27 protein-coding genes and 1 pseudogene are annotated in these 25854 nt (G+C 62.2%); 15 read left to right on the top strand and 13 right to left on the bottom strand.

Annotated features, from left to right (window positions below; all coding sequences use genetic code 11):
• Positions 1–11 precede the first annotated feature (11 nt).
• Together EFB14_RS12985 and EFB14_RS12990 are read left to right on the top strand one after the other, a co-directional pair.
• A complete protein-coding gene (locus EFB14_RS12985; protein ID WP_126825790.1) occupies positions 12–1544 on the top strand; it encodes a S10 family peptidase in 1533 nt (510 codons plus the stop codon).
• 10 nt (positions 1545–1554) lie between these two features.
• Positions 1555–1956, top strand: coding sequence for a GFA family protein (locus EFB14_RS12990; protein ID WP_125841911.1), 402 nt, complete (start codon positions 1555–1557; stop codon positions 1954–1956).
• Positions 1957–2003: 47 nt separating this feature from the next.
• Here EFB14_RS12990 and EFB14_RS12995 read toward each other — a convergent pair whose 3' ends face one another.
• Entirely contained in the window at positions 2004–2531 is a 528-nt protein-coding gene (locus tag EFB14_RS12995) for an Lrp/AsnC family transcriptional regulator (RefSeq protein ID WP_125841909.1), read from the bottom strand.
• An 83-nt stretch (positions 2532–2614) separates the two neighbouring features.
• On the opposite strand from EFB14_RS12995, the gene EFB14_RS13000 reads away from it, so the two are divergent.
• Entirely contained in the window at positions 2615–3001 is a 387-nt protein-coding gene (locus EFB14_RS13000) for a RidA family protein (RefSeq protein WP_126825793.1), read from the top strand.
• Positions 3002–3047: 46 nt separating this feature from the next.
• Here the strand turns inward: EFB14_RS13000 and EFB14_RS13005 are convergent, their stop codons facing one another.
• On the bottom strand, positions 3048–3755 hold the full coding sequence (locus EFB14_RS13005; RefSeq protein WP_126825796.1) for a glutathione S-transferase family protein: 708 nt from the start codon (positions 3753–3755) through the stop codon (positions 3048–3050).
• 114 nt (positions 3756–3869) lie between these two features.
• On the opposite strand from EFB14_RS13005, the gene EFB14_RS13010 reads away from it, so the two are divergent.
• Positions 3870–4766, top strand: coding sequence for a LysR substrate-binding domain-containing protein (locus tag EFB14_RS13010; protein ID WP_125841905.1), 897 nt, complete (start codon positions 3870–3872; stop codon positions 4764–4766).
• Here the strand turns inward: EFB14_RS13010 and EFB14_RS13015 are convergent, their stop codons facing one another.
• Complete coding sequence (locus tag EFB14_RS13015; RefSeq protein ID WP_125841903.1) at positions 4767–6350, bottom strand: peptide chain release factor 3; 1584 nt, start codon at positions 6348–6350, stop codon at positions 4767–4769.
• A gap of 90 nt (positions 6351–6440) precedes the next feature.
• Here EFB14_RS13015 and dut point away from each other — a divergent pair, with 90 nt between their 5' ends.
• Positions 6441–6911, top strand: coding sequence for a dUTP diphosphatase (gene dut, locus EFB14_RS13020; protein ID WP_125841901.1), 471 nt, complete (start codon positions 6441–6443; stop codon positions 6909–6911).
• A 95-nt stretch (positions 6912–7006) separates the two neighbouring features.
• On the opposite strand, the gene EFB14_RS13025 is transcribed toward dut, so the two are convergent.
• Positions 7007–7471: an Lrp/AsnC family transcriptional regulator gene (locus EFB14_RS13025; protein ID WP_126825799.1), complete on the bottom strand. Its 465-nt coding sequence runs from the start codon at positions 7469–7471 to the stop codon at positions 7007–7009.
• A 112-nt stretch (positions 7472–7583) separates the two neighbouring features.
• Here EFB14_RS13025 and EFB14_RS13030 point away from each other — a divergent pair, with 112 nt between their 5' ends.
• Entirely contained in the window at positions 7584–8483 is a 900-nt protein-coding gene (locus EFB14_RS13030) for a DMT family transporter (protein ID WP_126825801.1), read from the top strand.
• Between the two features lie 34 nt (positions 8484–8517).
• On the opposite strand, the gene EFB14_RS13035 is transcribed toward EFB14_RS13030, so the two are convergent.
• Positions 8518–9036 (bottom strand): Dps family protein, encoded by a 519-nt coding sequence (locus EFB14_RS13035; RefSeq protein WP_125841895.1) that lies wholly within the window; start codon positions 9034–9036, stop codon positions 8518–8520.
• Positions 9037–9263: 227 nt separating this feature from the next.
• Between EFB14_RS13035 and EFB14_RS13040 the strand changes: the two genes are divergently transcribed.
• Both EFB14_RS13040 and cysK read left to right on the top strand, forming a co-directional pair.
• The gene (locus EFB14_RS13040; RefSeq protein WP_125841893.1) at positions 9264–9881 is read left to right on the top strand and encodes a LysE family translocator; all 618 of its coding nucleotides are present in this window, start codon (positions 9264–9266) and stop codon (positions 9879–9881) included.
• Between the two features lie 144 nt (positions 9882–10025).
• A complete protein-coding gene (gene cysK, locus EFB14_RS13045; protein WP_125841891.1) occupies positions 10026–10988 on the top strand; it encodes a cysteine synthase A in 963 nt (320 codons plus the stop codon).
• A gap of 200 nt (positions 10989–11188) precedes the next feature.
• Here the strand turns inward: cysK and EFB14_RS13050 are convergent, their stop codons facing one another.
• The 5 genes from EFB14_RS13050 to EFB14_RS13070 form a co-directional block, all read right to left on the bottom strand.
• On the bottom strand, positions 11189–12721 hold the full coding sequence (locus EFB14_RS13050) for a YifB family Mg chelatase-like AAA ATPase (protein WP_126825806.1): 1533 nt from the start codon (positions 12719–12721) through the stop codon (positions 11189–11191).
• Between the two features lie 168 nt (positions 12722–12889).
• The gene (gene gshB / locus EFB14_RS13055; RefSeq protein WP_126825808.1) at positions 12890–13834 is read right to left on the bottom strand and encodes a glutathione synthase; all 945 of its coding nucleotides are present in this window, start codon (positions 13832–13834) and stop codon (positions 12890–12892) included.
• A gap of 154 nt (positions 13835–13988) precedes the next feature.
• Positions 13989–15011, bottom strand: coding sequence for an ABC transporter permease (locus tag EFB14_RS13060; RefSeq protein ID WP_126825811.1), 1023 nt, complete (start codon positions 15009–15011; stop codon positions 13989–13991).
• Positions 14995–16530: a sugar ABC transporter ATP-binding protein gene (locus tag EFB14_RS13065; protein ID WP_126825814.1), complete on the bottom strand. Its 1536-nt coding sequence runs from the start codon at positions 16528–16530 to the stop codon at positions 14995–14997. The genes EFB14_RS13060 and EFB14_RS13065 overlap by 17 nt, the downstream gene beginning before the upstream one ends.
• A 167-nt stretch (positions 16531–16697) precedes the next feature.
• Positions 16698–17684, bottom strand: a complete 987-nt coding sequence (locus tag EFB14_RS13070; protein WP_125841883.1) for a sugar ABC transporter substrate-binding protein — start codon at positions 17682–17684, stop codon at positions 16698–16700.
• 338 nt (positions 17685–18022) lie between these two features.
• Here EFB14_RS13070 and EFB14_RS13075 point away from each other — a divergent pair, with 338 nt between their 5' ends.
• Positions 18023–19033 carry a LacI family DNA-binding transcriptional regulator gene (locus EFB14_RS13075; RefSeq protein ID WP_125841881.1) on the top strand — a complete coding sequence of 337 codons (1011 nt, stop codon included), beginning with the start codon at positions 18023–18025 and terminating at the stop codon, positions 19031–19033.
• Positions 19034–19062: 29 nt separating this feature from the next.
• Here the strand turns inward: EFB14_RS13075 and EFB14_RS13080 are convergent, their stop codons facing one another.
• The 3 genes and pseudogenes from EFB14_RS13080 to rsmI all read right to left on the bottom strand — a co-directional run bounded on the left by EFB14_RS13080 (position 19063) and on the right by rsmI (position 20958).
• Positions 19063–19566, bottom strand: coding sequence for a cupin domain-containing protein (locus EFB14_RS13080; RefSeq protein WP_125841879.1), 504 nt, complete (start codon positions 19564–19566; stop codon positions 19063–19065).
• A gap of 117 nt (positions 19567–19683) precedes the next feature.
• A pseudogene (locus EFB14_RS13085) lies at positions 19684–20051 on the bottom strand (YraN family protein).
• Positions 20041–20958: a 16S rRNA (cytidine(1402)-2'-O)-methyltransferase gene (gene rsmI / locus EFB14_RS13090; protein WP_125841876.1), complete on the bottom strand. Its 918-nt coding sequence runs from the start codon at positions 20956–20958 to the stop codon at positions 20041–20043. The pseudogene EFB14_RS13085 and the gene rsmI overlap by 11 nt, the downstream one beginning before the upstream one ends.
• Before the next feature lie 261 nt (positions 20959–21219).
• Between rsmI and dnaN the strand changes: the two genes are divergently transcribed.
• The 6 genes from dnaN (at position 21220) to EFB14_RS13125 (ending at position 25831) form a co-directional block, all read left to right on the top strand.
• A complete protein-coding gene (dnaN, locus tag EFB14_RS13100; RefSeq protein ID WP_125841872.1) occupies positions 21220–22338 on the top strand; it encodes a DNA polymerase III subunit beta in 1119 nt (372 codons plus the stop codon).
• 191 nt (positions 22339–22529) lie between these two features.
• The gene (gene pmtA / locus EFB14_RS13105) at positions 22530–23129 is read left to right on the top strand and encodes a phospholipid N-methyltransferase PmtA (RefSeq protein WP_125841821.1); all 600 of its coding nucleotides are present in this window, start codon (positions 22530–22532) and stop codon (positions 23127–23129) included.
• Position 23130: 1 nt separating this feature from the next.
• Positions 23131–23712 carry a histidine phosphatase family protein gene (locus EFB14_RS13110; RefSeq protein WP_126825818.1) on the top strand — a complete coding sequence of 194 codons (582 nt, stop codon included), beginning with the start codon at positions 23131–23133 and terminating at the stop codon, positions 23710–23712.
• 6 nt (positions 23713–23718) lie between these two features.
• A complete protein-coding gene (pyrF, locus tag EFB14_RS13115; RefSeq protein ID WP_125841817.1) occupies positions 23719–24426 on the top strand; it encodes an orotidine-5'-phosphate decarboxylase in 708 nt (235 codons plus the stop codon).
• Between the two features lie 24 nt (positions 24427–24450).
• Positions 24451–24738: a DUF1330 domain-containing protein gene (locus EFB14_RS13120; RefSeq protein WP_126825821.1), complete on the top strand. Its 288-nt coding sequence runs from the start codon at positions 24451–24453 to the stop codon at positions 24736–24738.
• 112 nt (positions 24739–24850) lie between these two features.
• Positions 24851–25831: a complex I NDUFA9 subunit family protein gene (locus EFB14_RS13125; RefSeq protein ID WP_125841813.1), complete on the top strand. Its 981-nt coding sequence runs from the start codon at positions 24851–24853 to the stop codon at positions 25829–25831.
• Positions 25832–25854 lie beyond the last annotated feature (23 nt).

Consider the following 25854-nt stretch of genomic DNA (forward strand, 5'->3'; position numbering starts at 1 on the left):
GAGGAGACATCTTGCGCTTCCGATCCCTGTTTCTGCTTGCCGCGCTTGCGGCGTCGCTCACACCGGCCCTCTCCCATGCGCAAGAAAGCACGCCCGCCCGCGCGAATGTTGAAAACGGCGCACGCGACGGCGTGCTCAAGCTGCTGCCGGCCGATTCCGTTACCGATCATGAGCTGACGATCGACGACCGGAAGATCGCCTATACCGCGACCGCCGGCACGCTGGATCTTTTCGGCCAGGACGGCGCCCAGACCGGCGCGATCTTCTACACCGCCTATGTCGCGCGGGATGGCGCGCCGGGCCGGCCGCTGACTTTTGCCTTCAACGGCGGGCCGGGTGCCGCTTCCGCCTTCTTGCATCTGGGGCTGGTCGGCCCGAAGGTGCTCGATTTCGGACCCGATGGACGCGACGGAGCCAATGCGGAGCTTATCGACAATAAGCAAAGCTGGCTCGATTTCACCGATCTCGTGCTGATCGATCCGATCGGCACCGGCTGGAGCCGGACGGTGAAGACAGACGACGCCTCCAACTATTACAGCGTCAACGCCGACGCCCAGAGCATCGCCAAGGCGATCGCCCTTTATGTCGCGCACAACAATCGCTCTGGCTCGCCAAAATATCTCCTCGGCGAAAGTTATGGCGGCTTCCGCGCCGCCAAAGTCGCTTCGACGCTGCAGGAAAGCCAGGGCATCATTGTGGCCGGTGCGGTGATGCTTTCCCCTCTGCTTGAAGGCCAGCTGATGTTCAATGCCGATCAGTTCGCGCTCGGCGCCGCGCTGGAGCTACCGTCGCTGGCCGCAGCCCAGCTCGACCGGGAGAACGCCTTCGACGAGCAGAAGCAGAGGGAGGCCGAGACCTTCGCGCTCGGAGACTATCTGACGACGCTGGCCGGGCCGCCGCCAATCGGCGCCGCTGCCGACGCCTTCTATGGCAGGATTTCCCGACTGACCGGCATTCCTGAGGATATCGTCACCCGCAACCGCGGCTTCCTCGGCAATTCCTTCGTCAAGCATGCGGACGCCGGCAAGGGTGAGGTGACGAGCCCTTACGACGCCGCTTTTGCCGCCCCCGATCCCTATCCGGAATCCGATTACGACCGCGGAGACGACGCCATCCTCGATGGCTTCACCCGCGCCTATGGCGGCGCCTTTGCCGACTATGCCCGCAACGAACTCGGCTTCAAGACGGAGATGACCTATACGCTGCTCGACGGCGATATCAGCCGGCGCTGGGAGTGGGGCGGCGGGCGTGGCGGCGGATCGCGCCTGCAAGCCAGCGCCACTGATGACATCCGACAGCTGCTCGCCTCGAACTCGGCTTTCCGTCTGCTGATCGCGCATGGCTACAGCGATCTGGTGACGCCCTACAGCGTCAGCCGCTATGTGGTCGACCATCTGCCGTCTTCGCTCGCCGGCGCCCGCGTCGGGCTCAAGCTTTATCGAGGCGGGCATATGTTCTATACGAGAGCCGATCAGCGAGCCGCCTTCACGGCGGATGCGAGGGCCTTCTACACCGCGCGCCCGGCCGCGCAGCCGGCGGATTGAGGAATTGCCGATGCATATCACGGGAGGATGCCATTGCGGCGCGGTCCGCTATCAGGCGGAGATCGATCCGGAGGGAATCTCGATCTGCCACTGCACCGATTGCCAACGGCTGACGGGCTCTGCCTATCGCGTCACCGCGCCGGCGCGACAGGAAAGTTTCAGCCTCGTCGCCGGCGAGCCGAAAGGCTACGGGAAATATGGCGACAGCGGCGGTCTCAGCCGGCAATTCTTCTGCCCGAATTGCGGATCGCCGCTCTATCGCACGGACGGCGACGGCGGCGCGATCGGCATTCGCGTCGGCAGCATCGACCAACGGCGGGAACTGACGCCGAAGAAACAGATATGGTGCCGATCGGCTTTGTCTTGGGTGGAGACTATCGAGCCGCTGCCGCGGTTCGATGGCGAGGACTGAGGAGACAACTGTGCCTGGAACGCAGTAACGAACGCCCCGCAGTCCGACTATTCCGGCAAAGGCATATCCGGCCAGATCTCGGTAACGCCGGCCTGCACGGGACGCTCCAGATAGGTAGAAAGCGCGATGTAGCTGCGGGTGCCGGTGACGCCGGGAACCGCGTGGATCTGCGAGAGAAAAGCCTCCAGCGCCTGGGGACTGGCGGTGCGCACCTTGAAGAGCACACTGGCGTCGCCGGCGACCGAATGCATCTCCTCGACTTCGGGAAAACGCAGCACCTGCATCAGCCGTTCGCTCTTGCCCCAGCCGGCCGCTTCCACATGCACAAAGGCGAGCAGCGGCTTGCCGAGGGCCGATCCATCCAGCGCGGCATGCACGCCCTTGATGGCGCCCGATTGCCGGAGGCGGCGCACGCGTTCATGCACGGCCGGCGCCGAGAGCCCGACCGCTTCGCCCAGCCTGGCATAGCTCTGACCGCTGTCGCCAGCGAGTTCGGCTAATATCTTTCGGTCGAAAGCATCCATGATCGGCTGCTGCCGACGCTTCTGCCGAAGATCGTCTGTATTTTTTCCCATTCGACCCCCTACCCTTCCCGCCGAAGAATAATCGGCCATACTGGCCTGATCTCATAGAAAATTCGGCGGAGGGAAGAAATCTCATGGAGATGATCGCGCATGATCCCGCAACAGGGGTCTATCCGGCGAGCCCTGACTACATTCATGCGCTGGAGGTCCGGCATCCATCCCGCCTGCTCTTCGTCAGCGGCACGATGGGTCTCGATGAGCAGGGAACGGCGGCGCCCGATCTGGAAGGGCAGCTCGAACTCATCTGGTCCAATCTGCGCGACATCCTCGCCTCCGCCGGGATGACGGTCGACAATGTCGTGCGGCTGACGAGCTATCTGCGCGACGGCGCCTTTGTGGAGGCGAACCAGAATGCCCGCCTCCAAGCGCTCGGCGGCCGCGCCGTGCCGACCACGGCCATCGTCGTCGAAACGCTGCGCGACGACTGGCTCGTAGAGATCGAAATCATCGCCGCCGGATGACAGGCAAGCCGGCGGCCGCACTGCAGGGGTGCGGCCGCCACGATGTTCAGGCAGCCTGTTTCAACAAGCCGAGCGCCTCGGCCAGATCGACTTCACCGCGGAAACCGCCGCTGCTTTTTGCCTCGAGCCGATGCTCGATCGCATGGGCGAAACGGACGGCCGCCTCCTGCTGCATGCGCTCATAGAGGCGATCGAGGCCAGGGAACTGCCGGCGATCGACGACCTTGTGGAAATCGTTCCAGCGGGCGATCCCGACGAAATAGGCGTCCGCAAGGCTCGGACCCTTGCCAAGAAGCCATTCGCGACCGCCGAGCAGACGCTCCAGCGTATGGTGCGCTTTTTCGACGCCGGCGATGCCATAGGCCATAAGAGCCTGCTTCTCCTCCGGCGCCAGCGGATGCTCGAACGCATACCAGAGCGGGCCGAAGGCCTTGAAGAATGAGGTGTTGAGAAAGGCGAGCATCTGGTTCAGACGATCGAAATCCGCAGACCCTTGCGCAAAGCCCAGACCGTTTCCGATCGCGCGGGCGCCGATATGGTGAAGGATTGCCATGCTTTCGCTGATTGTCCTGCCGTCTTCGAGCAGCAGAGATGGCGTTTCCCCGACGGTATTGATCCTGGCGTAGTCCGCACCGGAGACTGCCTCCGGCATCTCGACGCGGCAGAGGCGGTAGGGCACGCCGGACCATTCCAGTGCAACGATGGAGCCGAAGGAGCAGCCCTCCGGCACGCCGTAAAACAATATGGGTGACATCAATCGTTCCTTTCAGAATTGAACCCTGTTGAACGTGATCAATGTGCACACGTAGACAATCATGCGGTAGACGCTACAAATGCACCGCAATGTCTACATATATGGAAGATGACGATGGCGCTCTTCAACCTCAATGACCTCCATCTCTTCGTGCAGGCCGTCGACAGCGGCAGCTTCACGGGCGCGGCGAGACATCTCGGCATTCCGAAATCGACGGTCAGCAAACGGGTCGCAGAGTTGGAGGGACGGCTCGGCGTCCGGCTGATCCAGCGCACATCGCGAAGCTTTGCGCTGACGGAACTCGGCCGTGAATTCTTTCAGCACGCCCAGGCCTCGATCATCGAAGCGGAGATGGCAGAAGGCATCGTCCGGCGGCATCTGGCCGAACCCGCCGGTACCGTTCGCCTCACGGCTTCGGTGCCGACGGCGCAGTTCGTGCTGACGGAGCATTTGCCGGCACTGGTGGCGAGATACCCGAAGCTCAAGCTCTCCATCCACGTGACCGATCGCTTCGTCGATATCGTGCAGGAAGGGTTCGACATCGCACTGCGCAGTCATCGGGCGCCGCTGCCGGATTCCGCGCTGGTGCAGCGGAGGCTTGCCAATCACCCGTTCTTCGTTCTTGCTTCGCCGGATTATATCCGCTCACACGGGCAACCGCAGCGGCCGGAAGAACTGGCGCAGCATGCGACGATCATGACCAGCCTGACAGAAAACCAGTGGCGGCTCTTCTCCGACAACGGCGATGAGGCTCTCATCACGCTGCATTCCGTCATGGCGGCGGACGAGCCGCATATGCTGATGGAGATGGCCGCTGCCGGACTCGGCATCACCTGCCTACCGACATCTGTCTGCCGGAAGGCGCTGGCAGCCGGGCGGCTGGTGAGGCTCCTGCCCGATTGGACGGCGGGTAGGATCGAAACGACGATCCTGATGCCGCACCGGCGCGGCCAGTTGCCGGCGGTGCGCGCCGTCGTCGATTTTCTGGCGGAACAGCTGGCCGAGCGATGATCACGCCGCCTTGGCGGCGTGATATTCCTTGATGGCGACCATCTTGATTGCCGGATGGCGTTCCGCCTCGTAGCGCAACGAGAAACCATCCTGGGCGAGGAAGACCGGATCGCCGTCGAGATCGCGGGCGATATCGCCGCGTTTGACGGTGAGGAATTTCTCGAGATCGGCCGGCTGATCGGCAGAGATCCAGCGGCAGACGGAGAAACGCGACATTTCGAAAGAGACAGGCAGGCCGTATTCGGCCATCAGCCGCTCCTTCAAGACGTCGAGCTGCAGGGCGCCGACGACGCCGACGATCGCCGGCGAGCCGTCTTCCGGCGAGAACAGCTGGACCACGCCTTCTTCGGCCATCTGCTGCAGGGCTTCCTTGAGCTTCTTCGCCTTCATCGCATCTTCCAGCCGCACGCGGCGCAGAATTTCCGGCGAGAAATTCGGCACACCCTGGAAGACCAGCGATTCACCCTCGGTCAGCGTATCGCCGATCCTCAGCGTGCCGTGGTTGGGAATGCCGACGACATCGCCGGCATAGGCGGTATCGGCGAGCTGGCGCTGCGAGGCGAAGAAGAATTGCGGCGCCGTCAGGCCGAGCTGCTTGCCGGTGCGGGCAAGCCTTGCCTTCATGCCGCGCTCGAGCTTGCCGGAGCAGATGCGGGCAAAGGCGATGCGGTCGCGGTGGTTGGGGTCCATATTGGCCTGGATCTTGAAGACGAAGGCCGTCATCTTGTCGTCTGTGGCGTGCACGGTCCTGGTATCGGCTACCTGGTCACGCGGCGGCGGCGCGAACTCGCCGAGCGCGTTGATGAGGTCGCGAACGCCGTAATTGCGCAGCGCCGAACCGAAGAAGACAGGCGTCATATGGCCTTCCAGGAAGGCTTGGCGGTCGAACGGGCGGCAGGCCTCGATCGCCAGCTCGGTCTCGTCGACGAAAGCCTGGCGCTCGTTTTCCGGCAGCCTGCCGGCAACGCTTTGCGGACCGTTGACCGGCGTTCCCTCGACCTCTGTATCCGACCCGCGCACCGTGTTGGCGGCAATATTGTAGGAACCGCAAAAGGTCTTCGAGCGGCCGATCGGCCAGGTAATCGGCGCCGTATCCAGCGCCAGCTTCTCTTCCACCTCGTCGAGGATCTCGAAGGGATCGCGGCTTTCACGGTCCATCTTGTTGATGAAGGTGATGATCGGGATATCGCGCATGCGGCAGACTTCGAAGAGCTTCAGCGTGCGCGGCTCGATACCCTTGGCGGCGTCGATGACCATGACGGCGGCGTCGACTGCCGTCAGCGTGCGATAGGTGTCGTCGGCGAAATCCTCGTGGCCAGGTGTGTCGAGGATGTTGAAGACATTGTCGTTATATTCGAAGGTCATCACCGAGGTGACGACGGAGATGCCGCGTTCGCGCTCGATCTTCATCCAGTCGGAGCGCGTCTGCATGCGATCCTTTTTCGCCTTGACTTCGCCGGCCAGCTGAATGGCGCCGCCGAACAGCAACAGCTTTTCGGTGAGCGTCGTCTTACCCGCGTCCGGGTGGGCGATAATAGCGAATGTGCGGCGGCGGGAGACCGCCTCGGCGAGACTTTCGGCCATAGTGTGAATCCTGTGGAATTGCCGCTTAACTAGCGACTAAAGGCCGGCTTTGCAATTGACCTCGGGCATTCGGGCGCAAAGTAATGGGCGATGACCATTCATCACGACACGCGCCCGACGCTGAACCTCATCCGCCTGCCGAACGGCGAAGGCCTCGACCTGCCTGGCTATGAAAGCAAGGGAGCGGCGGGCATGGACCTGCGCGCCGCCGTTGACGACGCGGCCCCGCTGACGCTTCTGCCCGGCAAACGGGCCTTGGTGCCGACCGGCTTCATCTTCGAGATCCCGGAGGGTTTCGAAGGACAGGTGCGGCCGCGCTCCGGCCTTGCCTTCAAGAACGGCATCACCTGCCTGAATTCACCGGGCACCGTCGACAGCGACTATCGCGGCGAGGTGAAGGTACTGCTCGTCAATCTCGGCGAGGAACCCTTCGTCATCGAGCGCGGCATGCGCATCGCCCAGATGGTGATCGCGCCCGTGACCCAGGCTCGGGTGGCGGAGATTGCCGAGGCCAGCGAAACAGTGCGCGGCGCAGGCGGCTTCGGCTCCACCGGCGTCTGATGGCACAGCGCCTCGCGCTTGAGCGAGGCTTCGATCAATTTCCCCGCGATGCCGCCGCCGATGGTGGCTTCACCAGCAGTTCGCTCAGCCAAGATTTACATTTTCCGTGAAAGCGGCGGCAGGCGACGCTTGACGGGCGAGGCCTTGATCATCGAGGTGTTGGTCTCCGCCCTTTCGGCAACCCGGTCGAGGAGGCCGTCTAGTTCCGCCATCGAGCGGATGACCAGGCGGGCAATGAAGCAATCCTCACCCGTCACCTTGTCGCATTCGACGATTTCGGGAATTTCCTGGATGATGCGCTCGACAATGTGCAGCTGTCCCGGCAGCGGACGGACGCGCACGATCGCCTGCAGGGGATAGCCGACGGCAGCTGGATCAAGATCGATCGTGAAGGCCTTGATGACGCGGCGCTCCTCCAGCCGGCGCAAGCGCTCGGCGGCGCTCGGCGAGGACAGGCCCACCTGCTGTGCCAGCTCCTTCAGCGATATCCGCGCATTGCCGGCCAGCGCCTCCAGAATGGCCTGATCGATTTCGTCGAGCGACAGCACATCATTAGCCACGGTGATCTATTTTCCTCTTATGATTAGGCAATATCGATTATGCTCCTTCTTATACCTATATAAAACCGCCTCGCTCCGCAATATTCTTATGCCATCAAAGGCGGAGGTAATCATGAACAGTGACATCAGACAAGGCACGGCGGAAATGACGGCAGCGATGCTGATCTCGGGGACGATCGGCTGGTTCGTCGTCATGTCGGGACAGCCCGTCAGCGGCGTGGTCTTCTGGCGCTGCCTGTTCGGCGCGCTGACCCTGCTTGTCATCTGCGGCGCTCTCGGGCTGCTGCGGCCCGGCATCATCACGCTGCGCGCCTTCGGCATTGCCATCTTCGGGGGCATCGCCATCGTCTTGAACTGGCTGCTGCTCTTTGCCTCCTACTCGCATGCGACGATCTCGATCGCCACAACAGTCTATAACACGCAGCCTTTCATGCTGCTCGCGCTCGGCGCGCTGTTTCTCGGCGAGAAGATCACCGCCGCCAAGCTGTTCTGGCTGACACTCGCCTTCGCCGGGATGATGGCGATCGTTCAGGCGAAACCCCAGACGGGCGGCGTATCGGGTGACTACGGCTTCGGCATCCTGATGGCGCTGGGTGCGGCCTTCTTCTACGCGCTCGCAGCCCTTGCCACGAAATGGCTGAAAGGCACGCCGCCGCATCTGATCGCGCTCATCCAGGTCGCGACCGGCATGCTGATGCTGGCGCCGATAACAGACTTTTCCCACCCGCCCGGTGATATCGGGGGCTGGGCGATCCTCGTGACCGTCGGCGTCGTCCATACCGGGCTGATGTATGTGCTGCTCTACGGCGCGATCCAGAGGCTGCCGACACATCTGACCGGCGCCCTGTCCTTCATCTATCCGATCGCCGCATTCCTCGTCGACCGGCTGGCCTTCGGCCACGCGCTGCAGCCGATGCAGATCGCAGGTGCTGTTATCATCCTGTTTGCCGCAGCCGGCATGAATCTCGGCTGGACACCGCGCTGGCTGCGTCCGCGGGCGCTGGAGAGCTGAGAACCGGGCGTTCTGAAGCGCCCGGTTGCCGACACTACCTCTGCGGGCGCGTCATTTCGAACAGGAACCAGGTGCGGCGCTCGCCTTCGTCGATCCAGTTCTCGATCAGGCTGGCGGTCGCGACATCGTTGTGCTCGTCGCAGAGACCGTGCACTTCGCGGAGCAGCGAAACGAGCTGAACATTGTCCTCGCGCAGTTCGGACAACATGTCCTCCGGTGTGACGAAGTCCGCGTCATTGTCCAGAATGCGCTGCTGGCGGGCGATATGGCCGATGGAGCGCAGCGTCGTGCCGCCGATCTTGCGGGCACGCTCGGCAATGTCGTCGGTCATAGCGAAGATCTGCTCAGCCTGTTCGTCGAGCAGCAGATGATAATCGCGGAAATGCGGGCCGGACATGTGCCAGTGGAAATTCTTGGTTTTTATATAAAGCGCGAAGACATCGGCGAGCAGCGCGGTCAGCGCCGCCGAAATATCGGTGACGGCGTTGGTCGACAGGCTGGAAGGCGTCTTGAGCGGCGAAAGCCTGCGGGTTTCGGCTGGGGTATGGGACATTCATTTGCTCCTTGGCGATGAAAAATCTTTAATGCCGCCGGCCGGGAAGCCGCGACGCGCCGCACTGATGGCACGCGTAAGAGAGATAGTGGGGCCGGCTCGCTTTCCAACTGGATCATGGTTCAGCGGACCTATTCTTTATGGTTATGGACCGATCAGCGCCGGCGCATTGATGAGGCCGCGGCTCGCGCCTATAGAAAGGTCGTGCAGACCTTATGGATATGAAGATGAGCCTCACCGCCCTGATCACCTATGCCGGAGCGCTATTCATCGCCGCGGCCATTCCAGGCCCCGGGATCACCGCGATCGTCGCACGCGCGCTCGGCTCAAATTTCCGCGAGACCTTCTTCATGGGCCTCGGCCTGGTGCTCGGCGACATGACCTATCTCACAGCGGTCATTCTCGGCCTTGCCTTCGTGGCGCAGACCTTCACCGAGGTCTTCATCGTCATCAAGATCGCCGGCGCTCTGTATCTCGCCTACATCGCCTGGAAACTCTGGACAGCGGGGCTGCTGCCGCAGGATATCGCGGCGCGCAAATCCACCAATATCGGCATGTCCTTCCTCTCCGGCCTGCTGGTGACGCTCGGCAATCCGAAGACGATGCTCTTCTATGTCGCCCTGGCGCCGACACTGATCGATATCGGCAATATCGGCCTGCGAGACTATGCGCTCCTGCTCGCCGTGACCTTCGTGGTGCTGATCGTCGTGCTGGTGCCTTACATGCTGCTTGCCTCTCGGGCTCGCACGATGCTGAAGCAGCCGCGCGCCCTACAGGCGCTGAACCGGGTTGCGGCCGGCATCCTCGCTGGCACGGCGGCCTTCATCGCCACGCGGGCGGCCTGAAATAAACATTCGGCAAGAACCGGTTTTCAAAGCTTATTTTCTCCCCGAACCGCTTTGCCGGGATGAACGCGGACTGGTCTCCTTCAACCTTTGACCCTATTCTCCTCCCCGATTCAGGGTCAGGATTTCAAAGGGAGAACACCCATGTCGCACAAGCCCGGCCGCGGCCGCATCTATTCCTCGATCACCGAGACCATCGGCGACACGCCGCTCGTACGCTTCGACAAGCTGGCGCGGGAAAAGGGCGTGGTGGCGAACCTGATCGGCAAGCTCGAATTCTTCAACCCGATCGCCTCCGTCAAGGACCGCATCGGTGTCGCGATGATCGAAAGCCTTGAAGCGCAGGGCAAGATCACGCCCGGCAAGACGGTGCTGATCGAGCCGACCTCCGGCAATACCGGCATCGCGCTCGCCTTTGCGGCTGCCGCCAAGGGTTATCGGCTGATCCTCACCATGCCGGAAACCATGTCGGTCGAACGCCGCAAGATGCTGGCGCTGCTCGGCGCCGAGCTGGTGCTGACCGAGGGACCAAAGGGCATGAAGGGCGCCATCGCCAAGGCCGAGGAACTGGCATCCTCCCTTCCCGATGCCGTCATTCCGCAGCAGTTCGAAAACCCGGCCAATCCCGAAATCCACCGCAAGACGACGGCCGAGGAAATCTGGAACGACACCGACGGCACGGTCGACATCGTCGTCTCCGGCATCGGCACCGGCGGCACGATCACCGGCGTCGGCCAGGTGCTGAAGAGCCGCAAGCCCGAGATCAAGATCATCGCCGTCGAACCCGCCGACTCGCCGATCCTGTCCGGCGGCAATCCCGGCCCGCACAAGATCCAGGGCATCGGCGCCGGCTTCGCACCGAAGATCCTCGACACCGGCATCTATGACGAAGTCGTCACCGTGACCAACGACGAGGCCTTCGAACAGGCGCGCCTCGTCGCCCGGCTCGAAGGCGTGCCGGTCGGCATCTCCTCGGGTGCGGCGCTGACCGCCGCGATCAAGGTCGGCAGCCGCCCCGAAAATGCCGGCAAGAATATCGTCATCATCATTCCGTCCTTCGCCGAGCGCTATCTTTCGACGGCGCTGTTCGAGGGGCTGGGGAGCTAAGGTAGGGTTTGGCCGGGTGTCTCTCGGTCGCTCATCTCCGTAGGGTATTGGGGCGCTTCGGCGCCCCAGTTTGTTGACGAACCTCGCTCCTCATTCGGCGTCATCCTCGGCCTTGTGCCGAGGATCTGCTGCACCTGATGCAGATACTCGGGACAAGCCCGAGCATGACGCTAGAGGAGGCGCTTCGACACCCCCATCTCCTACGCCGCCGCCGTCAGCCTTTCACCGGCGATGCGATAGGAAATCGCTTCGGCGAGATGCATTCGGCCGACGGTCGGTTTGTCGTCGAGATCGGCCAGCGTGCGGGCGACCTTGAGGACGCGGTGATAGCCGTGGGCGGAGAATTTCATCTTTTCGGCGGCGTCGCGTAGCAGCTGCAGGCCGCTGGCGTCGGGTTCGGCCATCTTCTCGATCATCGCGGTGGAGCAGCGCGCATTGGTGCCGATGCCTTTTGCGCCAGCGCTCTCGAAGCGCTCCTGCTGGATCTCGCGGGCGCGGGCAACGCGGCGGGCGACGTCGACGCTAGCCTCCGCGGCCATCGGCCGGATGAGATCGGCAGCGGAGACGGCCGGCACGTCGATGCGGATATCGATGCGGTCCATCAGCGGGCCGGAGATGCGGGCCTGGTAATCGCTCATGCAGCGCGGGCCGCGGGCGCAGGTATGGCCCGGCTCGCCGGCCATGCCGCAGCGGCAGGGGTTCATCGCCGCGATCAGCTGGAACTTCGCCGGATAGGAGACGCGGTGATTGGCGCGGGCGATGACGCATTCTCCGCCTTCGAGCGGCTGGCGCAGCGCGTCCAGCGCCTGCGGCGTGAATTCGGGAAACTCGTCGAGAAAAAGCACGCCGTGATGGGCAAGCGAGGCTTCGCCTGGACGGGCGCGCAGGCCGCCGCCGACGAGGGCGGCCATGGTGGCGGAATGATGCGGGGTGCGGAAGGGCCGGCGGTCGGAAAGCTTGCCGCCGGTGAGCTGGCCGGCAATGGAATGAACCATCGACACTTCCAGCAGCTCGGCGGCCGAAAGCGGCGGCAGGATCGACGGCAGCCTGGCCGCCAGCATCGACTTGCCGGAGCCCGGAGGGCCGACCATCAAAAGATTATGGCCGCCGGCGGCCGCGACCTCGAGCGCGCGCTTGGCGCTTTCCTGGCCCTTGATTTCGGCAAGATCCGGCAGGTTTGCGGCATTGGCGCGGATCGACGCCTCCGGCCGCGACAGCACCTGCGTGCCGCGGAAATGATTGGCAAGGGCGATCAGGCTGCGGGGTGCGAGGATGTCAACGCCGGCGCCCGCCCAGGCGGCTTCGGCGCCGCTTTCGGCCGGGCAGATCAGCCCCTTGCCGAGCGCATTGGCGCCGATCGCAGCTGGCAGCGCGCCTGATATGGCGGCGATCGTTCCATCGAGGTTGAGCTCGCCGACGACGACAAAATCCGACAGCGCATCGGCGGGAATGGCGCCGAGGGCTGCCATCAAAGCGAGCGCGATCGGGAGATCGAAGTGCGAGCCCTCTTTCGGCAGGTCGGCCGGCGCCAGATTGACGGTCACGCGCTTGGCCGGCAGTGCCAGACCGGAAGCGTGAAGGGCCGCCTGCACGCGCTCACGGCTTTCGGCAACCGCCTTGTCGGGCAGGCCGACGATCTGCATTCCGACCTTGCCGGGCGCGACCATGACCTGGACTTCAACCGGCACACCTTCGATGCCCTGGAATGCCACCGTACTGACACGCGCGACCATATCGCCCCCTTGTCCCGCAAACTCTTATACCGCCCCCGGCCCTCGGGCCAGCGGTTGCAATCTGGCATGGAAAAAAGAATAAAACAAGAACGATCAAGGAACGTATTCGGACATTCGCCGCGACCAGGTTGTACCCGGTCACAGGCGAAGCGACGCATGGCGGCAGGCTCAGCGCTTGCGCTCGATCGCATCCCAAAGCAGGCTCGCGATGTCGGCGCCCCCGAACTTCTTGACCTCGCGGATACCCGTCGGCGATGTGACGTTGATCTCCGTCATGTAATCACCGATCACATCGATGCCGACGAGCAGGAAGCCGCGCTCCCTCAGTGCCGGGCCGATGCGGTTGCAGATTTCCTGTTCCCGCGCCGTCACCTCGGTCGCCTCGGCGCGGCCGCCGACATGCATGTTGGAGCGGCTGTCGTGCTCGGCCGGCACGCGGTTGATGGCGCCGGCGAATTCGCCGTCGACGAGGATGATGCGCTTGTCGCCCTTGCGCACGTCAGGCAGATATTGCTGGGCGATGAAGGGCTCGCGGAAGAGCTGGCCGAACATCTCCAGCAGCGAAGAGAGGTTGCGGTCGTCGCGGGTCGAATGGAAGACGCCGGCGCCGCCATTGCCGTAGAGCGGCTTCAGAATGATATCCCCCATCTCGTCGCGGAAGCGGCGGATCTCGGCGGCATCCTTGGTGATCAGCGTCTTCGGCATCAGGTCGGCAAATTCGGTGACGAAGATCTTCTCCGGCGAATTGCGTACCCAGGCCGGATCGTTGACGACGAGCGTCTTCGGATGGATGCGCTCGAGCAGATGCGTCGAGGTGATATAGGCCATGTCGAAGGGCGGGTCCTGGCGCAGCAGCACGACGTCCATGGTCGAGAGGTCGACACGCTCGGGGGCCCCGAGTTCGTAGTGATCGCCCTTGACGTCGCGCAGCACCATCGGCTCGACGCTGGCAAAGAGCTTGTCGTCACGGAAGCTCAGGCGATCGGGGGTGTAATGGAAAAGCCTGTAGCCGCGCGCCTGGGCTTCCAGGCTCATGGCGAAGGTGGAATCGCCTGAGATATTGATGCCTGCGACATGGTCCATCTGGACCGCTACATTGGTGATCTTGGCCATTTCCGTCCCTCGCTGAGTGCCGGACAGATGTAGGTCGGGCAGGCGTCAAACGCAACGGCCAATCAAGGGCCGCGTCGCATCGAAATTGGCTCGTGCGACGCGCTTTAGCTCTTTGTTTCATGCATGTCGGCGCCCCGGAACATGCATTCACCGATCAACGTGTTTCGAGGATCCGCATCAACCGGCCACGATAGCTGTCGAGAATGACGGCGAGTACGATGACGGCGCCGATAACGATCGGCTTGATATTGTCGTCGGCGCCCAGGAGCTGCAATCCCGTCGACAGAACCTGCAGAATGCAGGCGCCGACCAGTGTGCCGACAATCGAGCCCTTGCCGCCGGAGAGGCTGGTTCCGCCGATAATGACGGCGGCGATGGCGTTCAGCTCATAGCCGATGCCGGCGACCGGGCTGCCGACATTGAGGCGGAGCAAATAGACCATGGCGGCGATACCGGCCGTCAGCCCGGAGATCGTGAAGACCGCGATCTTGTATCTCTTCGGCTGATGACCCGACAGGCGGACAGCCTCTTCATTGGTGCCGATTGCGAAGACGAAGCGCCCGAAGACGGTGTAGCGCAGCACGAACCAGCCGATGAGGACGACGACGATCGCGATCATAAAGATCGAGGGGAAGATGCCCCAAAAGATCAGGTTGCCGAAATCGACGAAAGGCTGAGGCAGTCCTGTTATCGTGGAATTGTCGCTCACCACGCGCGCCAGGCCGCTTGCGACGTTCAGCATGCCGAGGGTGACGATAAAGGACGGAAGCTTCCACTTCTCGCAAATCCAGCCGTTGATGGCGCCGAGGGCGGCGCCCGTGCCCATCGACGCCAGACATGCCAGAACAATCGCCTGCCACGGAGAAAACTGCGGATCGATCATGATCGTCGCACCAATGACAGTGCAAAGGGCAAGCAGAGACCCGACGGAAAGATCAATGCCGCCGATGAGGATGACGAAGGTCATGCCCGCAGCAAGCACGGTGTTGATGGCGATCTGCACGAAGATCTTCAGGAAGTTCTCCGGCGTCGCGAAATACGGCGCCGTCGCCGAGAAAAATGCGAGGATCAGAACAAGCGCGATGGCGACGCCCGCTTCCTTCATCGAGATCCGGATCAGCTTGTCCCAGAAGCTCAACGCTTTCGCCTCGGTCTGTTTTTCAATGTTGGCGGACACGGCTGTACTCCTTGTAGGCGAGCGAAAGGATCCTGCTCTCGTCAAATTGTTCCCGAGTTATTTCGCCGGCTATCTTGCCGTCGGAAAAAACGATGATGCGATGGCAAATGCCCATGAGCTCCGGCAGATCCGAAGAGACGACCAGAACGCCTTTTCCCTCGGCCGCAAACTTCCACAGAAGCTCGTAAATCTCGGCCTTCGCACCCACGTCGATCCCACGGGTCGGCTCGTCGAAAATCAAGACCTTTGGACCGCGGAACAGCCATTTTGCAATGACGACCTTCTGCTGGTTGCCGCCGGAAAAGGTCCTGACGGCCTGACGGATGGAGGGAGTCTTGATCCGCAGCTCACGCACGAGGCGCTGTGCATGATCATCCTCCGCCTTCCCCATGATCAGACCGTTGCGGGAAATCTTGGCGAGATCGGTTATGGTGGTGTTTTCAGCGCAGCTCATGTCGAGCATCAAGCCCTGCATCTTGCGGTCTTCGGTTGCCAGGCACAGGCCGGCGGCAACGGCATCTTTGGGCGAATTGATCTCGACCGGCTCGCCATTCAGGCGGATTTCGCCGGCAACCTTGGCATCGGCGCCGAATATGGCGCGCACCGCCTCCGTTCGGCCGCTGCCCACAAGGCCGGCAATGCCGACAATCTCCCCCTTTGCAACGGAAAATGACAGTTCCGCGCTATTGCGCGTTACCTTCAGGCCGGAAACGCCGAGCGCCTCTCCTGACACCGCGCTGTCGCCGCGGAAGTGGCCATGATCCGAAAGTTTGCGCCCGACCATAAGTTCGACGATATCAGGAATACCAAGACCGGATAGCGGCCGCGTTATCACATGCTGGCCGTCGCGCAGCACCGTCACATCGTCGCCGACTTCGAAGATCTCCTCCAGCCTGTGAGAGATATAGAGCGTGGTGACGCCACGCTGCTTCAGGCGCTTCAGAATTTCGAAGAGTCGATCGACCTCCTTGGAGGTCAGGGTGGCTGTCGGTTCGTCGAGAACGAGAAGTTTGCTTTCGTAGCAGAGCGCCTTGGCGATTTCGACCAACTGAAGCTGCGCGACGCTGAGGCGGCTCGCCAGCATTGTCGGAAGCACGTCAAGGCCGACCTCTTCCAGGAGTTCGGCCGCCCTCTTGTTCATTTCCTTGTAGTTCACCAGGCCATATCGGCGGGGCAGATGTTCGAAGAGCAGGTTTTCGGCAACCGTCAGGTTGGAAAGCGGATGCAACTCCTGGTGAATGACACGGATGCCGGCCTTGAAGGCCTCCAACGGCGAGCCCGGATGGTAAGGCTGGCCATCAAATAGGATGTGACCATCATCCGGCCTGAAGACGCCGCCGAGCAGATTGATCAGGGTCGACTTTCCGGCACCGTTCTCGCCAAGAAGGACGTGCCCCTTGCCGCGGCCAATCCGTATCGAAACATCCTTGAGCGCCACGACGCCAGGGAAGCGCTTGCCGATCCCTTCCAGTCTCAGGATGTCGTCATCTGGTGCGTCTGACACGTCGACCTCATGCATGATCTATTCAATTCGAAATATTGCAGCGTTCTTTGCGCGCCTGAAAGCGCGCATCCCGGACCCGCGAGAACGAGCCTCATCCGGAGCGATCAACGCCTGAATCGGTTGCCGCGGTTGGCGCCGGCCCATGGCCGGCGCCTCCTTTGCCTTGCTGTCGGCAATATCGACTACTTGAGGTCGGCTTTCGTGACGAGCTTGACGTCGGTCTTGACCCAGCCGGTGAATTTTTCGCCGGCCAGTTCGCGCATGCCATAGTCGATGCCCATGACCGCCATCTGCGCGCCATACTGCTCGACTGTCGCCAGCATCTTGCCGTCCTTGATCAGCGGCTGCACCGGCGGGATGTTGTCGAAGCCGACAACCTTGATCTTGCCGGCCTGGCCGGCCGCATCGAGAGCCTTGACGACGCCGAGGGCCATAGAGTCGTTGGCGGCCATAACGCCCTGAATATCCTTATACTTCGTCAGGAAGTTCGTCATGACGGTATTGGCTTCTTCCGTCTCCCAATGGGCGGTCTTGCTGTCGAGAAGCTCAAGCTTGCCTGCCTTGACGGAATCCACGAAGCCTTCCTTGCGCTCCTTGGCGTTGTCAGCCTCGGGGTTGCCCTCGAGGATGACGACCTTGGCGCCAGGTCCGAGATCCTTGGCCAGCGCATCGCCCGCAAGCTTCGCACCTTCCTTATTATCAGGACCGAAGAAAGCGAGATCGATCCCGGCCTTCTTCTTCGCATCGGCATCGAGCGGCACGTCGATATTGATGACCTTGACGCCGGCCTTCACAGCCTTTGCCAGAGGCGTTGCCATCGCCTTGGAATCGGCGGGTGCTACGACGATGATATCGTATTTCTGCGTCACGAAGTTTTCGACAGCATCGACCTGCGAAGCGAAGTCACGTTCATCCTTCATGCCGACGGCCTTGAAGTCGAACTTGTCCTTGTTTTCGGCCGCATATTTGTCGGCACCCGCCTTCATCTGCTTGAAGAACTCATTGGACAGAGACTTCATGATAAGGCCGACCTTCGGCTTGCTGGCTGCAAAGGCGGGCGACACGCCGCAGGAGAGCGCAAGCACCAAAGTGCCGGCAAGCCCGAGCTTCAGTGCCGCGCGACGCGGCGCGCTGATCAAGACGGATTCATGCTTCATAGAATTGGACATTTTTTCCTCCCGAACGGCTCTGGGCTCAGTTTCATCTGAGTTGCCCTCGGCAATGAACCGTTTCCAACACCATCTGGGTAGCACGCCTTCAAAAATTGTCAAGCTGGCGATGAAGCGCCAAACCGCCGCCGAAATCGCCATATCCGGCATGTACGGAAAAGATGCTCGATGAACCGTTTCCATTGAGCCTCCTGCCGTGCTCATGCTATGAAAGACCGGCGGCCAAATTGAATGCGACCCTTTGACTAGGGCTGCGGAGGCCGTTAGCTGGAGCTTGGACAAGGCACCCCCCCTAGGGTGTCTTCCGAAGGCAAAAATGAAGGGCATATGTTTCTGTTATGTCGAAGGTCGGAATTAGAGACGTTGCCAAGCTTGCGGGAGTTTCCACAGGAACCGTTTCAAGGGTTCTGAACGATCATCCCTCCGTGACGAAGGAATTGAGGGCGCGCGTCGGCGGGATCATCACGGAACTCGGCTATATGCCGGATCCCTCCGCGAGAAGCATGCGCAGCAAAGTCAGCCGCCTCATAGGCATTGTCATTCCCGATCTGACCAATCCGTTCTTTGCGGAACTGGTCCAATCCGCGGAACAGGCGGCGGCAAATCACGGCTGCAACATCATCGTCATGACTTCCTTCGATCATGCGGCCAAGGAGGCTGACCGAATCAGACAGCTGACAAGCCGGAAGGTGGACGGCATCATTCTCGTTCCCAGCAACGATTTCCATACACTGAAGCTGCCGAAAGGATTGCCGATCGTCGTCGTCGACCGCCTTATGCCGGGATATTCCGGCATTGCCGCCGATCACCGCCGCGGCGTTCGTCTTGGCGTCGAGCATCTTCTGAAGCTCGGCCATCGCCGCATCGGCTTCATTTCGGGGCCCAAACACTCCGTCCCCGCCAATGATCGCCTGAGGGGCTACCTCGACGCCATGGAGCAGACGGACGGCGGCACCCGAGCGGCGGAAGCGCCGCTGATTGCCGAGGCGGCTTTCGATTACGAGAGCGGCCGCTCCGCGGGAAATTATCTTCTGGCGCGGGCGCGCAGCGAGCGGCCGACGGCGATATTTGCAAGTTCGGACCAGCAGGCGATCGGCTGCATGCGGGCGGCGCATGATCTGGGAATCCCCATCCCCGCGGCCCTTTCCATCGTCGGCTTCGATGGTATCCCGCTTGCAAGCATGACAACGCCACGCCTGGCGACGGTAAAGCAGCCGATTGAGGAGATGGCCGCGGCTGCAGTGGCGATCCTGTTGAACAAGCAGACTGCGCCCGAACTCGACAAGCCAATCCTGTTCGCCTGCGAGTTTTTAACGGGGGAAACAACCGCTCCGCCCCAGCCCGATTAGCAGATGACGATCGATATCGGCGGCAATTTTCAGGCGGCGATGCCCTGGTTGCCGCCGTTGCGCAGCATGTTTCGGAGACGATAGGCGATCGCCAAGGGCTTGGGGAAAGGCTTGCGCAGGAAAGCAACCTTGCGGACGTAGTTGTCGACCCGCCAGCTCGCCCAGGTTCCGCCGGCGAAAAAGGCGACGTCACCGACGCCGAGGGTTCGTTTCGTGCCGTCCTCGGCGGTAATATGCACCTCGCCTTCGAGGATCATCACCGTCTCGTCCCAGCCGAAGTACCAGCGAAATTCGCCAGCCGTGCAATCCCAGATCGCCGTCAGCGATGCCTCGTCATGACCGCGCGAATGTTCGGCAGTGCGCGCCTGCGGATTGCCGCTGATGATCCAATCCGGATTGATGGGCGTGGATTTGAGCGGTAGGCGGTCGCTTGCATGCGCGACGAAGGATTTTCCGGCCGGCTTCAGCGCGACATAAGGCACAGAGCGCGCAGCCATGGCGACCGCGCTTGCAAGCATCAGCTTCCAGGCCATGAAACAACCCCCAATTTCTATCCCTACCAAGCCGGTGGATAACAGAGAGTCGTAAGGAGCTCGTTCAAGCCGGAACTAAAATCTTAACGATCCGAAACGGGCCAGATCGCAAATATATCAGAAGGCATCCGGAAAATGCCGCGGCAAACGGCCGGGCATGATCGCCACGATATCGTAGCGCTGGGAAAGGCGTGCCCGATCCGCCTGGCGGGCGAGCCACAGATCGCTGCCGCCCGTATCCGCTTCTGTGCCATGGCGGACACGGCATCAACGGCCGCAGCCTCGCCATGGCGGGCCTTGACCTCGACGAAGACAGCAAGATCGCCTTTGCGGGCAACGATATCGATCTCGCCGAGCCGGGTGCGGTGACGCAGCGCCAGGATGCGATAGCCCTTCAGCATCAGGAAGACGGCCGCGACATATTCCGATATGCGACCCCGGCGCTGCGCCTTTCTCCTGACGGCTGTAAGATCGCTATCGCCCATCGGCGCCCTTCATCTCCAGCAGACGCTGATAGAGCACTTTGCGTGGCAGGCCTGTAAGGCGGGCTGCCTCCGTTGCTGCCTTGGCCGTCGGCATTGATTTCGACAGATCGGCCAGCACGGCTTCGACATCGGCCTCATCAGTCTCCACCGGCTCCGGCGGACCGACGACGAGGACGATCTCGCCCTTGACGTTTTCCACTTGCTGATAATGCGCGGCAAGCTCCGCCAGTGTGCCGCGGCGGAATTCCTCATAGGTCTTGGTCAGCTCACGGCAGACGGAAGCCTGGCGCGTGGCCCCGAGCACATCGGCCGCGGCGAGAAGTGTTGCGCCGATGCGATGCGGCGATTCAAAGAAGATCAGCGTCGCGGGCGCGGCGGCCATTTCACCGAGACGGTCGCGGCGGGCCTTGTCCTTGACCGGCAGGAAGCCGGCGAAAAGAAAGGCATCATTCGGCAGGCCGGATCCGACCAGGGCTGCGAGCGGCGCCGAGGCGCCGGGAATGGGAACGACGCGATAACCCGCCACGATCGCCTGCTGCGCCAGACGATAGCCCGGATCTGAGACAAGCGGCGTACCGGCATCGGAAACCAGCGCCACCGACCGGCCTGCCTCCAGCGCCTGTATCAGCCGCGGACCGGCTTCGTCGGCATTGTATTCGTGATAGGAAAACGGGCGATTCTGGATGCCGTAGCGATCGAGCAGGACACGGGTGACGCGCGTATCCTCGCAGGCGAGCACGTCGGCGCCGGCGAGCGTTTCGAGCGCACGCAGCGTGATGTCGCCGAGATTGCCGATGGGGGTTGCGACAAGATAGAGCGCCGGCTCGAGCGGCCGTGCCGGTATCGTTGCATTGTGCAGGCGAAAGCTTCGCCGGCCGGCGGTTTCCGCTGTCGTTTCCTCATTCATGCCATTTGCTTTCGTCCCGCCGGCGCCTCGCCGGTTCATCGGCCTTTATGGGCGAGCGATGCTGCTTCGGCAAGGGTTCGGATTTCTGTGAGGATTGCTCCGGAAAACCGCAAATGCGGACACTCGGCCATCCATGCCTCTTGCAATCCAATGCTGAAGTCTGCCATTTTGCCCGTCCACTCCTCCGATCTCAGGGTCGGGAACGCATTCTTCGGGTGCTCGATGCGCCCGGATAGTCACGGTCGAAAGCGGTAGCATCCCATGCGTATTACTATTGAGCGGTCAAACCTGTTGAAATCGCTGAACCACGTCCACCGCGTGGTCGAACGTCGTAACACGATCCCGATCCTGTCCAACGTACTGCTCAAGGCCGACGGCCAGAACCTCGACATGAAGGCCACCGACCTCGACCTCGAAATCACCGAGGCGACGCCTGCCAGCGTCGAGCAGGCCGGCGCCACCACTGTTCCTGCCCATCTTCTCTACGATATCGTGCGCAAGCTGCCCGACGGTTCGGAAGTGCTGCTTGCCACCAGCACCGACGGCGGCTCGATGACCGTGCAGTCCGGCCGCTCGAAATTCTCGCTGCAGTGCCTGCCGGAATCGGACTTCCCTGATCTGACCGCCGGCACCTTCACGCATTCCTTCAAGCTGAAGGCGACCGATCTGAAGATGCTGATCGACCGAACGCAGTTTGCGATCTCGACCGAAGAGACGCGTTATTATCTGAACGGCATCTTCTTCCATACGATCGAGAGCAAGGGCGACCTGAAACTCAGAGCGGTCGCCACCGACGGCCACCGTCTGGCGCGCGCCGATGTCGATGCGCCCTCCGGCTCCGAAGGCATGCCCGGCATCATCATTCCGCGCAAGACGGTCGGGGAGTTGCAGAAGCTGGTCGACAATCCGGAAGCGACTGTCACCCTCGAGGTTTCCGACGCCAAGATCCGCATGACGATCGGCTCGATCGTCCTGACTTCCAAGCTGATCGACGGCACTTTCCCCGATTACCAGCGCGTCATCCCCACAGGCAACGACAAGGAAATGCGCGTCGACTGCACGACTTTCGCCCAGGCCGTCGACCGCGTCTCTACAATCTCCTCCGAGCGCGGCCGCGCCGTGAAGCTGGCGCTTTCCGAGGGCCAGTTGATGCTGACCGTCAACAATCCCGATTCCGGCAGCGCGACGGAAGAAGTCGCCGTCGGCTACGACACTGATTCAATGGAAATCGGCTTCAACGCCAAATACCTGCTCGACATCACGGCGCAGCTTTCCGGCGAAGAAGCGATCTTCCTGCTTGCCGATGCCGGTTCGCCCACACTGATCCGCGACACCGCCGGCGACGATGCGCTCTACGTACTGATGCCGATGCGAGTCTAGCGGGAGCGAATGCTCCTGCTTTCCATTTTTCAGCGAAAAAACCGCACACGCCCATCGACCGCGATCTCAGGCCGCGTTCCGCCCGCGGCTGCATGAGCTGTTGATGTCGATGTTCTTATTGCGAAAAACCTTGTCCCGGGAGCGACAACGCGCATATTAAGACATTCGGTCAATATGCGGATGGGTGGAGAATGAGCTTACGTGTCAAGGTAAAGGAACGTCTGGGCAAGAGGTTCGACGACGAGATCCGCTTCTTCAGGGGTATGATGCAGGGGCCGAAGACGGTGGGCTCCATCGTACCGACCTCCTCGATCACCGCCAAGCGCATGGCAAGCGTCATCGACCTCCATTCCGGGCTGCCGGTGCTCGAACTCGGACCGGGTACGGGCGCCATCACCAAGGCGATCCTCGGCCGCGGTGTTCGGCCGGAAAATCTCGTCGCGATCGAATATTCGACGGATTTCCACGAACATCTCAAGCGGACCTATCCCGGCGTCCATTTCATCAACGGCGATGCCTTCGATCTTCAGACTACTCTTGGCAGCTTCAGCGATCTCATGTTCGATTCTGTCGTCTCGGGCATTCCGCTTTTGAATTTCCCGATGGCGAAGCGCGTCTCGCTGCTCGAAAGCCTGCTCGATCGTCTGCCGGCCGGCCGGCCGGTGATGCAGATCTCCTATGGCGCGATCTCACCGATCGCCGCCAATCCCGATCGCTACCATATTCAGCACTACGACTTCGTCATGCGCAACATTCCGCCGGCGCAGCTCTGGATCTACAGGCGCGGTTGAGATGTTCGGGCTCTATATCACCCATCCGCAGGTCAAGATCGACGCCAACGTGCCCGTGCCGAAATGGGGGCTTTCCGATATCGGCGCGGTACGCGCCCGCAAGGCGGCCGAGAGCGGCTGGGCCAGGCAGTTGCGGCGTATCGTCTCCAGCGACGAGACGAAAGCGATCGAAACGGCCGAAATCCTGGCGGACGCTTCCGGCGTGGCGATCGAGATCGTGCACGGCATGCATGAAAACGACCGCTCGGCCACCGGCTTCCTGCCGCCGCCGCAGTTCGAGGAGGCCGCCAACTGGTTCTTTGCCCATCCGGAGGAAAGCTTCAGGGGCTGGGAGCGCGCCATCGACGCGCAACGCCGTATCGTCGAGGCCGTCAACACAGTTCTTGCCACGCATGATCCGGCAGCGCCGATCGCTTTCGTCGGCCATGGCGGCGTCGGTACGCTGCTCAAATGCCATCTGGCGAGCGGGCCGATCACCCGCGACCGCGACCAGCCTGGCGGCGGCGGCAATCTTTATGCCTTCGGCCTTGCGGATCGCCGTCTATCGTGCGACTGGACACCCATCGAAGACTGGCAGGGGTGACTTGAGATGGACGCACGCGAGCGGTTGATCGTCGGCCTGGATGTTCCAACGATCGGCGAAGCGGAAAGACTGGTTTCCACGCTCGGCGACGACATTCTCTTCTATAAAATCGGCTATCAGCTGGTCTTTGCTGGCGGGCTGGAATTCGCCCGCGATCTTGCCGCAAGCGGCAAGAAAATCTTTCTCGACATGAAGCTGCTCGACATCGACAATACCGTTGCATCGGGTGTCGAGAACATCGCCAAGATGGGCATGTCGATGCTGACGCTGCATGCCTATCCGAAGGCGATGAAGGCGGCGGTCGCGGCGGCGGCCGGCTCCGGTCTCTGCCTGCTCGGCGTCACCGTGCTCACCTCGATGGATGCCGACGACCTCATCGACGCCGGCTATAGCCAAGATCCGCACAGCCTGGTGCTGCGCCGCGCCGAACAGGCGCGCGCTGCCGGCATGGGCGGCATCGTCTGCTCGGCGGCCGAAGCGGCCGAGGTGCGCGACATCATCGGACCCGACATGGCGATCGTCACGCCCGGCATTCGTCCGGCCGGCAGTGACAAGGGCGACCAGAAGCGGGTGATGACCCCTTTCGACGCGCTGAAGGCGGGAGCAACGCATCTCGTCGTTGCCCGGCCGATCGTCAAGGCGCCCGAGCCGCGGGATGCCGCCCGCGCGGTCCTCAACGAGATGGTGACGGCGCTCTGGCCGGCAAACCGCTGACAAGAATTCAACAGGGAGAAGAGCATGGCCAAGGGATACTGGATCGCCCGCGTCGACGTTCACGATGCCGAACGCTACAAGGATTACGTGGCGGCGGCCAAGCCGGCCTTCGAAAAATACGGCGCTAATTTCCTGGCTCGCGGCGGCGCCTTCACCCAGCTCGAGGGCAAGGCGCGCGCCCGCAACGTCGTGATCGAATTTCCTTCGATGCAGCACGCCGTCGACTGCTACAATTCGCCGGAATACCAGATCGCCGCTAAAATCCGTCAGGAAGTGGCGGATGCGGAAATGGTCGTCGTCGAAGGCGCCTGAACGGTCTCACGTCCGACAAAACTGACGGCGCGATGGGCCTTCCCGTCGCGCCGTGATTGGGCTAAGACGAGTGCCGATACAGCATCCCCCAAAGCCTTTCGAGGAGCCTGCCATGACCCTTGCCAACCTGCCGCCGCTCGTCACCGTGTTCGGAGGGTCGGGCTTCGTGGGCAGGCACGTGGTTCGCGCCCTTGCCAAGCGCGGCTATAGCATCCGCGTCGCCGTGCGCCGTCCCGATCTCGCAGGCTTCCTGCAGCCGCTCGGCAATGTCGGCCAGATCTCCTTCGTGCAGGCGAACCTGCGCTACCGCAATTCGATCGACCGCGCCGTCGAGGGTGCAAGCTACGTCGTCAACTGCGTCGGTATTTTGCACGAAACCGGCCGCAACACCTTCGACGCCGTGCAGGAATTTGGCGGCCGCGCGGTCGCCGAGGCGGCACGCAACGCCGGCGCAGGGCTCGTCCATATTTCGGCGATCGGCGCCGACCCCAAATCCGCTTCGGACTATGGTCGCACCAAGGGCCGCGCCGAAACCGCCATCTTCTCCATCAAGCCCGATGCGGTGATCTTCCGCCCATCGATCGTCTTCGGACCGGAAGACAGCTTCTTCAACAAGTTCGCCGACATGGCGCGCATGTCGCCGGTCCTGCCCCTGGTCGGCGGCGGCAAGACGAAATTCCAGCCTGTCTATGTCGAGGATATTGCCGAGGCCGTCGGCCGTGCCGTCGATGGCAAAGTCGCCGTCGGCAAGGTCTACGAGCTTGGCGGGCCTGAAGTGCTGAGCTTCCGCGAATGTCTCGAGACGATGCTGAAGGTGACGAGCCGCAAGAACCCGCTGGTGTCCCTGCCCTTCGGCATCGCTTCGCTGATCGGCAGCATCGCCTCGATGATCCCCTTCATCACGCCCCCGATCACGCCGGACCAGGTGCGCCTGCTCAAGCACGACAATATCGTTTCCAGGGAAGCCGAGGCGGAAGGCCGCACGCTGCAGGGCCTCGGCATCACGCCCACAATGCCGGCATCGGTGCTCGGCTCCTACCTCGTGCATTATCGCCCGCACGGCCAGTATACCGGTACCGGAAAGGCTGCGTGACCAAATTTCAGACAACGAAACAC

Source organism: Rhizobium fabae, assembly GCF_003985135.1.
GTDB lineage: Bacteria > Pseudomonadota > Alphaproteobacteria > Rhizobiales > Rhizobiaceae > Rhizobium > Rhizobium pisi.

Coding starts and splice junctions, on each gene's coding strand:
- pyrF (WP_125841817.1), top strand. CDS start 23,719: ATGGACGCACGCGAGCGGTTGATCGTCGGCCTGGATGTTCCAACGATC.
- EFB14_RS13010 (WP_125841905.1), top strand. CDS start 3,870: ATGGCGCTCTTCAACCTCAATGACCTCCATCTCTTCGTGCAGGCCGTC.
- gshB (WP_126825808.1), bottom strand. CDS start 13,834: ATGGCCAAGATCACCAATGTAGCGGTCCAGATGGACCATGTCGCAGGC.
- dut (WP_125841901.1), top strand. CDS start 6,441: ATGACCATTCATCACGACACGCGCCCGACGCTGAACCTCATCCGCCTG.
- EFB14_RS13080 (WP_125841879.1), bottom strand. CDS start 19,566: ATGGCCTGGAAGCTGATGCTTGCAAGCGCGGTCGCCATGGCTGCGCGC.
- EFB14_RS12990 (WP_125841911.1), top strand. CDS start 1,555: ATGCATATCACGGGAGGATGCCATTGCGGCGCGGTCCGCTATCAGGCG.
- EFB14_RS13120 (WP_126825821.1), top strand. CDS start 24,451: ATGGCCAAGGGATACTGGATCGCCCGCGTCGACGTTCACGATGCCGAA.
- EFB14_RS13110 (WP_126825818.1), top strand. CDS start 23,131: ATGTTCGGGCTCTATATCACCCATCCGCAGGTCAAGATCGACGCCAAC.
- cysK (WP_125841891.1), top strand. CDS start 10,026: ATGTCGCACAAGCCCGGCCGCGGCCGCATCTATTCCTCGATCACCGAG.
- EFB14_RS13070 (WP_125841883.1), bottom strand. CDS start 17,684: ATGTCCAATTCTATGAAGCATGAATCCGTCTTGATCAGCGCGCCGCGT.
- EFB14_RS13125 (WP_125841813.1), top strand. CDS start 24,851: ATGACCCTTGCCAACCTGCCGCCGCTCGTCACCGTGTTCGGAGGGTCG.
- pmtA (WP_125841821.1), top strand. CDS start 22,530: ATGAGCTTACGTGTCAAGGTAAAGGAACGTCTGGGCAAGAGGTTCGAC.
- EFB14_RS13030 (WP_126825801.1), top strand. CDS start 7,584: ATGAACAGTGACATCAGACAAGGCACGGCGGAAATGACGGCAGCGATG.
- dnaN (WP_125841872.1), top strand. CDS start 21,220: ATGCGTATTACTATTGAGCGGTCAAACCTGTTGAAATCGCTGAACCAC.
- EFB14_RS13005 (WP_126825796.1), bottom strand. CDS start 3,755: ATGTCACCCATATTGTTTTACGGCGTGCCGGAGGGCTGCTCCTTCGGC.
- EFB14_RS13065 (WP_126825814.1), bottom strand. CDS start 16,530: ATGCATGAGGTCGACGTGTCAGACGCACCAGATGACGACATCCTGAGA.
- EFB14_RS13035 (WP_125841895.1), bottom strand. CDS start 9,036: ATGTCCCATACCCCAGCCGAAACCCGCAGGCTTTCGCCGCTCAAGACG.
- EFB14_RS13000 (WP_126825793.1), top strand. CDS start 2,615: ATGGAGATGATCGCGCATGATCCCGCAACAGGGGTCTATCCGGCGAGC.
- rsmI (WP_125841876.1), bottom strand. CDS start 20,958: ATGAATGAGGAAACGACAGCGGAAACCGCCGGCCGGCGAAGCTTTCGC.
- EFB14_RS13075 (WP_125841881.1), top strand. CDS start 18,023: ATGTCGAAGGTCGGAATTAGAGACGTTGCCAAGCTTGCGGGAGTTTCC.
- EFB14_RS13040 (WP_125841893.1), top strand. CDS start 9,264: ATGAGCCTCACCGCCCTGATCACCTATGCCGGAGCGCTATTCATCGCC.
- EFB14_RS12995 (WP_125841909.1), bottom strand. CDS start 2,531: ATGGGAAAAAATACAGACGATCTTCGGCAGAAGCGTCGGCAGCAGCCG.
- EFB14_RS13050 (WP_126825806.1), bottom strand. CDS start 12,721: ATGGTCGCGCGTGTCAGTACGGTGGCATTCCAGGGCATCGAAGGTGTG.
- EFB14_RS13015 (WP_125841903.1), bottom strand. CDS start 6,350: ATGGCCGAAAGTCTCGCCGAGGCGGTCTCCCGCCGCCGCACATTCGCT.